The sequence below is a fragment of the Roseateles amylovorans genome (assembly GCF_025398155.2).
Classification (GTDB): domain Bacteria; phylum Pseudomonadota; class Gammaproteobacteria; order Burkholderiales; family Burkholderiaceae_C; genus Roseateles; species Roseateles amylovorans.
This window is the reverse complement of the sequence record NZ_CP104562.2, coordinates 2539458-2551470: the sequence shown is the minus strand read 5'-3', so window position 1 is coordinate 2551470 and position 12013 is coordinate 2539458. Positions and strand designations below refer to the sequence as shown.

Sequence of the window (12013 nt, the reverse complement as noted above, 5' to 3'; positions counted from 1 at the left end):
CCTGATGCCGCACCCTCAGTGCACGCATCCATGGCAAACGCTACCGCGCGGAAGTACGGTGGCCGCGCCACCCGTCGCCAACTGCCCGGCGAATCCGTGAAATCTGATCGCCATTTCGAGCTGGGTCAACCCGGACCTCGACGCCCGACCACGGGAGACGCCGCCCGCCCAACAGCCTCAACATACCGCTGATCGGCGTGACGGACCCGGCACCGGTTTCATCTGTGCTCAGCGGCTGCTCCCCATGCGGGAAGGGCCGCTCAACAAGCCGCCACGGCCTGCGTACGACCGGTTCGCGTGCGCGACGCGCAGGGAGGAAGTTCATCGGTCGACCGACTCGCAGTTCCCCAGCCTCGCCTCCGGATCCGGACCCGCTTGCGGACCCGGGCCTACGGTTCATCCATCCAATCCAGCGGTCCGGCCGGATGCGCTCGCATCGAGCCCGAGCCCGAGCCCGATCCCGATCCCGATCCCGAGAACTCGCAGGCCGAGCCCGCCTCAGTGGGATGGCATCCCGGAGAGCCAAGGTCATGGAGTCCGGTCGAGTCGACACCGCGCGGCTCGAACGCCAGCACGCCCAGCGATGCGACCGTCTCGCGCCCGTCGGGCACGCTCAGCCCCGCGTGGACGCGCTCGGGCCGCATCGGTGCAGGCTCGACACCGCCGGTTGAACCCACCGAGCCGATCGACAGCAGCAAGGCCGCAAGGAGCGCGCCCACGATGGCAGGTCCCAGCCACCCGGCCCACCGTCCCCGCGGCCAGCATGTGGCCAGTCGCAAGCGAAGGGGCTTGGCATGAATTCGCCGCCGAAGCAGGATGGCGAAGGCACCCATGCCCATGGCCAACAAGGTGGGATCGGCAGCAGCCTGCTTGTCACCTTTTCGCTCGGAACACCCGCCACCACTGTCGCTGTCACTGGCGGACTCGGTCCCGATCCCGGTCCCCTGCAGTCCCAGCGAGAGGGCCTGCTGCGCGTCAGTTTTCAGGTTCAGCGTCGCAGTGCGAAGCCCGGCGTCACTGGGGCGGAAGCCGATGTTCAGTCGACAACTCGCCCCTTCCGCCAGCGTCATCCCGACGACACAGCCTTGATCGGCAGGCAGCGTGAAGTCCCCGACATGCGGCCCCGCCAGCAGGATCTCAGTCACCTTGACCCCACCGGGACCGCGGTTGACGAGGCCCACAGACTCTTGGCGCATGGCGCCGCCCCGTTCCACCGCACCGAAGCCAAGCACATCGGTCGCGGCATCCCAAGAGAGTCGGGCGCCGGTGCCGGCGGCGCTGTCCAGGGCCTCACCGACGAGTGACACGCTCAGTCCTTGTGGAAGGCCGTCATGGAGAATCGTCAGGTTTCCCTGCTGCGTCCCGACCGACATCGGACTGAACTTGATCTCGACACTGCAGGTCGTGCCCGCAGCCAGTTGGCTCCCACAGGTGCCACCGGCCCGTCGAAAGCTCCCGTTGAGCGCGAAATTCAACGTCCCCAGCGGCTGCAGCGTGCTCGCTCGTACCGTCACCGTCGCGGAGGCGCTCTCGGCACTCACCCGGGTGGGCGAGAACTCCACATCGGAGGGGAGATTCCCAAGATAGGCCGCCATATCGGCCACTTCGTCGACGGTCAAGCCGGTGAGAAATCGCATGCCACCGATATTGGCGTCGATGGCGTTGCGGATCGTTCGCGACGAGTTCGCGCCCCTGGCGGTCGCAAGATTATTTGTATTGGTCGCGGCGACATGGCACTCGAAGCAATGCCGAGCGTAGAGCGCCGCCCCACGACCTGGATCGGCGAAGGCCCCGGCCCATGGAGAAAGGCATGAAAGGATGAGTGCGATCACGAGTCGTCGCATCGTCGAACTCCGGTTAGCAGCGCGTGGAAGTCGAAAGACGTCCGCGCAGGTCTGTGAAGGCCCCGCGCGGACGATTGGCTTTCAACGCATGAAGCCCAGGTCGATGGGGTAGTCCGTCCCCCCGAAGTTCCGCAGATTGGGCAGGATTTCGGGGATCTGGCTGGCCGGGACCCCGAACCACTTGGCGAGGGTCGCCGCATATTGTTCGACCGAGGTCGTCGGGAGCAGTCGCCCTCGCCCGACATGGCCGTCAAAGCCATCGCCAGTGGCCACGTCGCTCACGCTGATCACGGGCGTCTTCCCGTAATAGCGCTCCTTCCCTTTCACCGCACCGCCAACGATCATGTGGTTCCCCCCCCAACCGTGGTCGGTGCCGTCGCCGTTGCTGGCCATCGTCCGGCCGAAGTCGGACGCAGTGAACAAGGTCACCTTGTCTCCGAGCCCGAGCTGCTCCATGTGTCGATGGAACGCGAAGACCCCGGCATTGACATCCCGCAGCAGCGCCGCCTGCCGCACCAACAGGTTGTCATGCACATCGAAACCACCCAGCAGCACGAAGAAGACCTGGCGGCGCGCGGATGTGGACGAGCGTGCGGCGATCATGCGGGCGACGGACCCCAGTCGCTTGCGCATTCCGCTCGCCGTCAAGGTCGAGGGGGCGGGATTGCTTCTGACGTACACCTTGTTCAGTTGCTCGACCGCATCGCTGGCACGCTTGTTCAGGCTGGTCAGGTCATTCTCGAGAACATGGGTTCTCGCCTGCTTCGCCATTTGTTCGAGCGCAGCCGTCACCGACGACGAACCGAACAGCATGGGTCCGTTGGAACTGAGCCCGTGAATCGGTGCGGCGTTGACCCCGTTTCCGACATTGAGCGTGCGGGCCGAGCGCCCGGAAATCATCGTCATCGACCCCGACACCGAGACAGTGGTGAAGAACGATGTCGGGTTCTGGGCCATCATCAGATCCCCGATCCGACCGACCCAGCCGGCTTCCCGCCCCGTGGGTTCGAAGCTGGACCATGTGGCGACCTGCGAGTCATGAGAGAACAGGTTGCCCGGCCGCGGAAATTTCTTCGGGTCGTCAAAGTACTGTGCGCGCGTCAACGGCACGATGAGCGGTCCCACGTTCTGCTGGAGCGCCACCTTGCCTTCGTTCTGAAGCGTCCAGAGGTCCCTCATCAGCGGGTTCATCGCATAGACGCGCCCGTTCGCGACCTGGTCCACGGTCATGACCGTGCTGGCCTGGTCGCTTCGCCGCAGTGCGATGCCACCGCCGGCCTCGCCGCTCCCCCCGCGAATGGCGCTGTACTTCAGGTAGCTGGCCAGGTCGTGCGGCACGAAGGTGTGCGGATCGTCATTCCCGCCGAACAAGAAGAGGCAGACCAAGGCCTTGTAGTCGTCGTTGCCGGAGGACTGCGCCGCCGCGTCGCCCATGGCGGCGAACGTCAAACCGAGGGGCATGGCCGTCCCGAGCGCGGCCATCTGGCTCGCGCGCTGGAGGAACGCGCGACGCGCGAGCTTCTTCGGATCAATGTGATGCATGGCGTCCTTCCTGGTTCTACTTTTGGATCAGGTATTCGGGCGCACTCATGATCATGAGAACGGCCGCGTAGATTCGATTCAACTTGCCCGCTTCCGCGCTCTCGGCGGTCAGCGCGCTTTGCTCAAGCGCCCGAACCATCACGGAGAGGGTCTCGGCAGAGATCTGCCCGGAAGCCAACAGCAGGTTGAGCCTTCGCACCAACGCCTTTGCATCAAGGACGACGCGCATTTCCTCCGTATAGGCCGGGGGAGGACTGCCCGTCTCCAGCGGGGAGGAGACGCGGCTCACCATGTAGGACTGGTAATCCGGAATCGTCGATTCGTCGATGATCTGGAACTCAGGCGCCACCAGACCTCTGGCGGCGGCACCGCTGTTCGACGGCACGTGATCCGGCGTGAAGAAGTTGAACACCGTCGGCGCACGAAGGGGACTTTGTCCGATCCGTTCCGTCAGATCGCCCAGCTCCCACTTGTTCTGCGGCGACGTCAGACCGAATGTCCTTGCCCACTGAACCACTCGAACAATCGGCTCGCGCAGCCGGCCATAGGTCGGATTGCTCAGGCCGGAGGCATCGCGGGCCTCGGGATCCAGCAAGATGGCGCTGAACACCGCCCGCATGTCGCCCCGGACACCCGCGCCGTTGTTGGCGAACGCTTCCGACACGCGCTGAACATAGGCCTTGCTCGGGTTGCTCGTGGTGAGGCGCTGGATGAGCTTGCGACCAATGAACGGCCCGACGTTGGGGTGCTGGTAGAGCGCATCCAGCGCGATCTTGAGCGCTGCGGCGGACGGCGTGTTGGCAGGCACCGTCACGCCAAGGAACTTGGCCTCGAGCTTCGAATGATTCGCCTCGTTCACGATCATCGGCCGGCGCGGCCAGTCAGCCAAGGCACTGTTGAAGTTGTACCCGGTGAAGACTCGGGCGAGGTTGACGATGTCGTCCTGCGTGTAGTTGGCCATCGGCTTGCCGTCGGCATCCAGCTTGGGCGAGCCGTCCGGATTCAATGCCGTCAAGCCGATGGTGAAGAGCTGCATCACCTCCCGCGCATAGTTCTCGTCGGGTTGTCGGCCGTTCGCGTCCTCTTTCAGATTGCCCTTGGTGTTGAGGTAGGCACCCATCGCCGGATTGAGGGTGATGTCTTCCAGAAGCGTGCGGAAATTCGCCGTCACACCGTCCACCAGGAGATCCCAATAACCGGTCATCAACTGGTTGGCGGGCTCGGTCATGCCGTTCGCGGACACCACAAACACCTCGCTGAGCGCAAACGCCAGGCGCATGCGGACCGCGTCGGACGCACCGATGAGCTGCCCCCAAACCGCACTGTCGATCGCTCCACCGTAGGTCGGCGGACTGCGAGGTGCGTCGAACTCCTGCTGGAGCCAACCGCGGTATCCCTTGGCGCGCACCGAGGCGACCTGCTCAGGACTGGCCGAGAACTGCGCCTGAAGGAGGAACCGCACCCCGTCTTCATCGCTGCGAGGCACCAGCTCGACGGGTCGCGGAGGCTCTTGGCCGACCGTGGGTGGCGACGAACCTCCTCCAGGCTCTCCGCCCACCTTGGGGGGCGACGCCTTGTCCTCGGCACCACTGCCGTTGCCGCCGCCGCAGCCCGCCAGTGTGGCAACGGCCAGGGCGGCCAGCGCGGCAGCGTCAAGGCGTTGGCTGCCAGGGCGTTCACTGGGGATTTCCAGGCCGTCGCTACACGCGGTAGCAGTGATCAAGCCTTCGCTCATTGTTTCCGGAGAATCAATCATTGCTTCCTCAAGCGAGTCAGTGCAACCAGGATGTTGGCGAGGACGCCAAGGCACGTCGAGCGGAGTTCAACGAACGCTCCATTCGCCTGAACTCGCGGCGCCCAGCGGTCGTGTGATGTGGAAAGTTGGAGGCTCAGAAGGCACCCATGCCCAGCGAGCGGACCACGATCGGCCCGGCCGAACGGCGCCGGATCGACCGGTTCATCCCGCTTGAAGTTGGGTCGAGCGCGAGGAGACGATGACGGACCGCGTCACGCCAGCTTCGAGAGGCCGATCTCCAACCGCCATGCTGGGCGGGCGTTCAAGAAGGCTTTAGCGGGCGCTTGTTCTTTTGCAGCAATTGATGAAGTTGATCAATGTGCCGCGCCGCCGCTTCACCAAGGGGCGCCAGAAGCTGCGCATAGTCGGGCAACTCGTCAAGCAGTTGTCTGGTGGTGGTGATCATCTGAATGGATTGTGAAAGCGGCATCGATTTCAGCTCCATGGTTTCTGAGATGAAGCGACTCATCTCCTTTTTGACGAGGTTCAACGTCTCCTCGCAATCCAGATGATCATCAGCCTGGCGGGCTGCTCCTGCATTCAATTTCTCTGCAGGCGGCCCGACTGGCACAGACGATCGGCCTTGGTCGACCGAAAAAACGGATTCGATGGCCGCCACGATATTGGGATCCAAGCCCCTGCCTCGGAGCGGCAAGGTTTTCACATCACATAGCGTGGCTTCGACCTTCGATAATGGCGGTGGCGCGCCAAGGGTGGATTCGCTGGGGGGCCGGGTGCGTTGCACCAGCCCGAGTGCTTCGAGTTGAACAAACTTCGGGCTCAATGGCGCCAGTGAGTTCAGAAAGGCAACATAGCGCTCCACGGTCAGGCGCCCATCGATGGCCAGCAGCAAGGTTCTCAAATGCGCTGGGACGGAAGCCGTATCGTGGCGCAGTTTGGCATCAGCCAATCTCGTCCGCTTGAAGACAACCGTCGCCAGCTCCTCAGTTACGGGGTGAGATTTCATTTCACTTCTTCAGAAAACGCGCGAAGACGCCGCCCTCTTTGCGGGCGTCGACTTCCGTGCGCGGTGCAGTGAGTGCAATCGCCGAGCTGGCCAGCCGCATGAGCAAATTCTCGACAGCATTCGCCCCCATCCCGTAAGGATTGAACACGCTCTGCGTGGAATTCTTCAGAAACAGCGCGCGGTTGTCCGCATTGGGCGCGGCAAAGCCCATGGACCAATTGGCCCAATGGCGCTCTTCAATCTCAGCGAACTTGAGAATCGCAAGGCTGTGATGGCGAGGATCTCTCATCAACCGGCCATAGAGATCATTGATCTTGTCCCGGTCGCCCTCCAATGCCTGCAAGAACACCTTGCTGTTGAACACCAGCATGCCGGTGAGATCGCGGCGCTGATTATTCCCCTGGGCTTGCAGCAAGATGCGTTTGAATTCCTGAATGTCTACGGTTTCCTTGGCAGTGCTGGCATATATGAGTCGTACGAGCATGAGACCCCTTTGAATGTGGATTCGGTTTTTAAAATAATCAATTACTGGACAGCAGCAGCTGCAATTCCTTCAGATGCTGGCGAGAGACTTCACCCAACGACTTGATCAAAGTCAGGTAGCTGGGCATCTGCCGAGCCAATGCTTCAACGGAACTCAGGCGCTCGAGTTCGAGCACGATTTCAAGCTGCCTTTCCGGGAAATGGATGGCAACGAAATCACTCATCAGATTCACGGCGGCTTTGAGCTGGTATTCAGCCACCCGCGGATTCATTTCATTCCCACCGGTGACCGATGAACCATGCGCGGGTTGATAGACGTTTTTTCTCTCACGAGAAGATCGGGTTTCCGCTCTTCTCGCCCATTCATGAGCCTCCTCGGCCGGCAAAGTCGTCGAGAATCTGTTCTGGGCAGATTTCGTACTGCTGCCAGACGACGACTTTGAGGATGGCACCTGCTCGATGTAGCCCGCTTGCTCAAGTTCCTTGAACAACAAAGGCAAGTCACCAAACGACGACAGATTGCTCTCGAGAAACTTGGAGTCGGTGCGGCCATCTACCGCGAACAGCAGGGTACGAAGATTTCGTGGCAGGTCAGTGGTGCGTTGGCGCATGGCCTCCCTGCCAAGCTCGGTGCGTCTGTAAGTAGTCATAAATCAACGGAATGAACTCGCTTTTCGGATTCCACTCAACCGTTCGAGCAAGACCCCGCCCCTTACTCAGCGCCGTGCGACGTGATGTCCCCGCAGGCTCCCCAAAAAGAAGAGCCATGAACGCCACCAGCGCCTTTCACTGGAGGCCGGTCAGTTGACCCTTTGTTCAATCTCCAAGTCTGGCAATCGTTGTCGATGCAAGTTGCTCAAATAAAGGCTGAGAGCGTGGACGGAGCGCTGAATACCGACGGAATCTCTCGATCGGCAGACCAGCAATTTGCGCCTTGCCCAAGCGTCCGTCAGCTTGACCGTCTGGCACTGGTCGGCAAACCGTGGCGTGAGAATATCGACTGGAAGAATGGCCACCCCCACCCCAGCCGCCACCAACCTGAGCACGGAGGCAAAGCAAGAAACTTGCATCCTCACGTCCATTTTCATCCCCAGCGCCTGCGCCTTGCTGTGGAGATACCGCTGCATCGGCGCCGTCGGCGGGAGTCCGACCATCGGAAACTTCAGACATTCGAAGAATGAGATGCTTTCCGACTTGAATATGGGATGCCCCGGTGAGGCCACCACGGCGAGCTCTTCATTACGGTATTCCTGGTACTCCAGGTCTGGATGTGGGATGCCAGAAACCAGAATGCCCAGATCGGCACGTTGAGCTGCAACGGCGCTGGCGATATCGCTGTTGGGATGCTCCTCCAGACTGATTCTCAGGTTGGGGTGCTGTTGGAGAAATGGCTGCAGGTCATCCAGCAGCACTGAAGCCGCTGCGGTGCAATTTGAAAACAACCGCAGCTGACTTTTCAGACCACTGGCGTAGCTGGCCATCTCATCGTTCATGGCCTGGAGCAACTGCACACAGGTGCGCGCATATCCCAACATCGAATGACCGGCTTCGGTCGGTGTCACGCCGCGCGCATGGCGCTCGAACAGCGACGTCCCCACTGCATCCTCGAGATTTCGCAAGCGCAAGCTGGCAGAAGACGGCGCCAGAAAGCACGCGGATGCAGCCGTTGTGACGCTGCCTGCCTCCGCAATTGCAATCAGGAGTTTCAGATCCACAATATCGTATTTCACGCTGTATCAGCCCGCCGACGCTGTGGAATCACTTCATTCTCTGAACGTGCACCGGAGAAAACACGGTGCCCCTCGCGCAATGGCTCGTTGGCAAGCCAAGGCATGTCCAATTGAATGGAAAAGATGAGCCGGCAACCGAGTTCGGGCTCCTTGACGATATGCAGCTGTCCGCCGAGGTCCTGAATGAGCCGTTCCGTCGCGTAGGGTGCAGCCGGTGTGGCGTCGACGCTGAAAAATGAGCACGGCTCGACTTTCGCGCTCATATCTTCAACGATGAATTCCACAGTCGCCGTCGATGGGTTGCTTCGAAGAAGGTCATCCTTGCGCCGCACGTCAAGCCTCACGGGCCCGTGGTCGGAAATGCTGATGCCATGAGCGATCAACCCCAGCAGTACATGGCGCAGCCGCACTTCATCAGCCTGAACCATGACCGGGATACTGGGGCTGATCTGCAGGCGCAAATCGATGAACTTCTTTTCTGCCAATGGGCGGGTGATCTCGATCGTGTTGGATAACAGATCACGTAATCGGACCGGGCCGGGGCGAAGTCCAACGCCCCAGTTTTTCTCCCCCGCCAATTCGGCGAGATCGCTGATCAGAACCAACAGGTTTTCACTGCATCGGACGATATGAGTCAGGCTTTTCCGGTGTGCCTCACCCACGGAATCGTCAGCGAGCAGTTTCTTTGAGAGACGGGATAGGGCCGTGAGGGGCACGCTCAACTCGTGGCATCCCACAATGAGATTGGTCGCGAGCTCTGAGGCCTTCTGCTGCTCCAGCGGAGATGGCGCCGACTGCGTGGTCGCCGCTCGATCGATCTCCCCAACCGGTGCATATCCTCTCGCCGCGACAGGTGGCTGGGGTATTGGCGTTTTCACGCCCGCAAGGGTGGATTCAACCCAGGTTCTCATCCGATTCCAATGACCACCAGGCAATCGGGATGGCAACGACGCCATGGAAGGGGTGCCCGACGCTTCACCCTCGGGGTTGTTTTGGCATCGCGTCGTATTTGCTTGAACAGGGTTTTTTGTAGTCACCGAAGATCCAATCTATTTTTAGTGGATCAGCCGTCGCGCTGATGGGTGCGGATGATTGACAAACAGCCAAGCAAAGTCTTGACCATGGAACGACCCGTTCATGACCGACTCATGCCTAAGGCAATGGAGCAGGGGAATACGCGGTTTCCGACACGCTCATGGGTGGCGGCTTCACCGACTTTCTAACGGCGACGGCTCAGCGTTACGAAAAAGTCAGCACACGGGACCCCTGGCTCTGATTCGCGACGAACACCCGCGAAGAAATTCTGAGGACGTATGCGGCGAGTTGATCTTTCCGAGCGAAGCAAATCTCCCATGCTCCGTGGGTATGCGGTGTGGCCGATCAATTTGCCCGTTCCAGATCACGCCCGGTAGTTTCGCTCCCAGCCGGTAATCTCAGACTGATGCACTGATACGCTGATGCGCTGATGCAAATCATCTCAATCAGTTGCCGGTTCATCTGATCCAAAAAAGGTCTGCGCCATCTCAACGGAAGCTGGATGCAGCCGTCGGAAAAACTCGCTGGTCCAAGCGCGTTCGCTCGTGAACACTTCGGGCGAGTTGGGCAGAGAGATAAGCCGCAGCTCAAGCCTGAAGGATCCAATGAAAAAAACGCTTCTGGTCCATTTTTATGGACGCCGGCTTCGTTGTCTCGTGGCGAGTGCTGCGATTCTTATATCTCACCCGCCCGTATCAGCGGTGACGCTGGGGGATAGCGCGCCGGATTTCAAACTTGAAAGTCGATTGGGCGAACTTCAGTTATCTCGCTACAAAGGGCATTTGGTCTATCTGGACTTCTGGGCGACATGGTGTGCACCATGTCGCCAGTCATTGCCTTGGATGCATGACATGCAATCCAGATATGGCGCCAAAGGGCTTCGAATTGTTGCCGTCAATCTGGATGTCAATCGGGCAGAGGCGATGCAATTCTTGCGAAGTATCCCGATGAGCTTCGATGTCGCCTTCGATCCAGTTGGAGACGTGCCCAAGAACTATCGCATCAAGGCAATGCCCACGTCATTGCTGATTGGTCCCGATGGCCGAGTCATTGCTATTCACAAGGGGTTCCGCCTGGAAGACACGGCGGAGATCGAGGCTCAGATTGCCCAATATCTGCAGCAGATGCCAGTCAACTTCCGGGCCACGAAGTAAACATGTTGAATATTGCGATCAAAGTCATGTCTGCACTTTTGTTGATGTCGCTTGCAGCATGCGCCAGCCATTCACCGCCTCGGGCCTGGGAGAAAGGCGACCTCGCTCGCAACGCGATGCGGATGAACAGTGATCCGCTCGAGGCAGGCCTCTCGGCACATCTCTATTTCAGTCGAGAAGCGGCGTCGGGCGGCAGCGGCGTGGGTGGAGGCGGTTGTGGTTGCAACTGAGAAACACCGCTGGGGACGACTCGGATCCATCAGTTTGGCCGCCATGGCGCTGCCAGGCGTGATGCTTGAAACGGCAATCGCGCAGGAAATGCCGACCGAAGGCATCGTGGCATATAAACAGTTTCACTATTCTGAGGAACAACCTGCGCCGCCAAACTCAGTGCGGGAGTTCGGACGCGCGCCCCAAGCGTGGTCGGCTCGCGATCTGGCAGGACGGTCCGGTTCAGCAGACGCGATATCCGGCGCCAGCGGTGCGGGTACTGACGGACGACGGGTTCGGGTCAGCAGTCCCTCGCTGTATGTGCTTGCCCCGTTTGGCGGACATTGGGCAGCCCAGGGTTCGTTCACGCGAGATTCCGTATCGGGCGCGACTCCCCAGTATTACTCGGACATGCGAGGCGCACGCCAAATGCAAGAGGTGCGCAACGCGCTCGATGCCAAGATCAGCCGCTTCTGGCCGCGCAGTTCACTCAGTGTCGGGACAGCGCGCTCTGAGGAAAATGACTACATCTCCCAAGCATTTTCTGCTCAGACCACCCAATCAAGCGAAGACCAAAACACCGTCTGGAATCTGGGCGTTGGTTTGACGCGCGATCGCATCAATCCCGCCAACGAGCGAGTGGTCGACGAACGCAGGCAAACCCTCGAGTTGGAGCTGGGCGTGACCTATGTCTGGTCGTCCAAAGATGTGTTTCAGCTCAATTTGGCATCAAGTCGCGCTCGGGGCTACCTCTCGGATCCCTACAAACTCTCCGACAGACGGCCCCGCCAACGTGATGCAAACACAGGGATCATCCGGTGGAATCGTTGGTTGGGATCCTCGGCCCTGAAAAGCAGCTATCGGTATTACGCCGACAGCTACGGCATTCGGTCCCACACCATCGAACTGGGCTTGGCCACGCCCATGCTGAGGCACCTGACCCTGACGCCGAGCCTCCGTTATTACTCCCAGAACTCTGCAGATTTTTTTGGAGGGCCGGGGCTGGACGGTTTTCCAGCGCCACCGCCGGCCCCCAAATTATTCTCTGCGGATCAACGCCTGGCCGCATTTGGTGCGCTGACCGCGGGACTGAAGATTGAATGGCAAGTGGACCAGCTCTGGCTGATTGACTACAAGCTCGAGAAGTATCGCCAGCAAAGCAATTGGGCGCTGCCCTCACAGAGAACAACGTTCAGCCTTGATCGACTTGATGCGATTTTCTGGCAGTTTGGAATCAGCAGAAGGTTCTAGTC

11 protein-coding genes are annotated in these 12013 nt (G+C 60.3%); 3 read left to right on the top strand and 8 right to left on the bottom strand.

Annotated features, from left to right (window positions below; genetic code table 11):
* Positions 1-389: 389 nt before the first annotated feature.
* From N4261_RS10840 to N4261_RS10805, 8 genes are all read right to left on the bottom strand, one after another.
* Positions 390-1844 (bottom strand): choice-of-anchor D domain-containing protein, encoded by a 1455-nt coding sequence (locus N4261_RS10840; RefSeq protein WP_261760156.1) that lies wholly within the window; start codon positions 1842-1844, stop codon positions 390-392.
* Positions 1845-1925: 81 nt separating this feature from the next.
* Positions 1926-3386, bottom strand: a complete 1461-nt coding sequence (locus N4261_RS10835; RefSeq protein WP_261760155.1) for a DUF1501 domain-containing protein — start codon at positions 3384-3386, stop codon at positions 1926-1928.
* A 16-nt stretch (positions 3387-3402) separates the two neighbouring features.
* Positions 3403-5196: a DUF1800 domain-containing protein gene (locus N4261_RS10830; RefSeq protein ID WP_261760154.1), complete on the bottom strand. Its 1794-nt coding sequence runs from the start codon at positions 5194-5196 to the stop codon at positions 3403-3405.
* A 247-nt stretch (positions 5197-5443) separates the two neighbouring features.
* On the bottom strand, positions 5444-6148 hold the full coding sequence (locus N4261_RS10825) for a hypothetical protein (RefSeq protein WP_261760153.1): 705 nt from the start codon (positions 6146-6148) through the stop codon (positions 5444-5446).
* Position 6149: 1 nt separating this feature from the next.
* Positions 6150-6632, bottom strand: a complete 483-nt coding sequence (locus N4261_RS10820) for a BLUF domain-containing protein (RefSeq protein ID WP_261760152.1) — start codon at positions 6630-6632, stop codon at positions 6150-6152.
* Positions 6633-6669: 37 nt separating this feature from the next.
* Positions 6670-7242 carry a hypothetical protein gene (locus N4261_RS10815; RefSeq protein ID WP_261760151.1) on the bottom strand — a complete coding sequence of 191 codons (573 nt, stop codon included), beginning with the start codon at positions 7240-7242 and terminating at the stop codon, positions 6670-6672.
* Positions 7243-7431: 189 nt separating this feature from the next.
* A complete protein-coding gene (locus N4261_RS10810; protein ID WP_261760150.1) occupies positions 7432-8361 on the bottom strand; it encodes a LysR family transcriptional regulator in 930 nt (309 codons plus the stop codon).
* The gene (locus N4261_RS10805; RefSeq protein WP_261760149.1) at positions 8358-9083 is read right to left on the bottom strand and encodes a sensor histidine kinase; all 726 of its coding nucleotides are present in this window, start codon (positions 9081-9083) and stop codon (positions 8358-8360) included. Before N4261_RS10805 ends, N4261_RS10810 begins: the two co-directional genes overlap by 4 nt.
* A gap of 918 nt (positions 9084-10001) precedes the next feature.
* On the opposite strand from N4261_RS10805, the gene N4261_RS10800 reads away from it, so the two are divergent.
* The 3 genes from N4261_RS10800 to N4261_RS10790 are packed head-to-tail and all read left to right on the top strand — an operon-like array spanning position 10002 to position 12011.
* Entirely contained in the window at positions 10002-10550 is a 549-nt protein-coding gene (locus N4261_RS10800) for a TlpA family protein disulfide reductase (RefSeq protein WP_261760148.1), read from the top strand.
* A 2-nt stretch (positions 10551-10552) separates the two neighbouring features.
* Positions 10553-10780, top strand: a complete 228-nt coding sequence (locus N4261_RS10795) for a DUF4266 domain-containing protein (protein ID WP_261760147.1) — start codon at positions 10553-10555, stop codon at positions 10778-10780.
* Positions 10680-12011 carry a DUF3570 domain-containing protein gene (locus tag N4261_RS10790; RefSeq protein ID WP_354005409.1) on the top strand — a complete coding sequence of 444 codons (1332 nt, stop codon included), beginning with the start codon at positions 10680-10682 and terminating at the stop codon, positions 12009-12011. The genes N4261_RS10795 and N4261_RS10790 overlap by 101 nt, the downstream gene beginning before the upstream one ends.
* Positions 12012-12013: the final 2 nt, after the last annotated feature.

Bases quoted from the DNA above. Each gene is read 5' to 3' on its own strand.
- N4261_RS10815 (WP_261760151.1), bottom strand. From the start codon at position 7,242: ATGCGCCAACGCACCACTGACCTGCCACGAAATCTTCGTACCCTGCTG.
- N4261_RS10795 (WP_261760147.1), top strand. From the start codon at position 10,553: ATGTTGAATATTGCGATCAAAGTCATGTCTGCACTTTTGTTGATGTCG.
- N4261_RS10820 (WP_261760152.1), bottom strand. From the start codon at position 6,632: ATGCTCGTACGACTCATATATGCCAGCACTGCCAAGGAAACCGTAGAC.
- N4261_RS10800 (WP_261760148.1), top strand. From the start codon at position 10,002: ATGAAAAAAACGCTTCTGGTCCATTTTTATGGACGCCGGCTTCGTTGT.
- N4261_RS10825 (WP_261760153.1), bottom strand. From the start codon at position 6,148: ATGAAATCTCACCCCGTAACTGAGGAGCTGGCGACGGTTGTCTTCAAG.
- N4261_RS10835 (WP_261760155.1), bottom strand. From the start codon at position 3,386: ATGCATCACATTGATCCGAAGAAGCTCGCGCGTCGCGCGTTCCTCCAG.
- N4261_RS10840 (WP_261760156.1), bottom strand. From the start codon at position 1,844: ATGCGACGACTCGTGATCGCACTCATCCTTTCATGCCTTTCTCCATGG.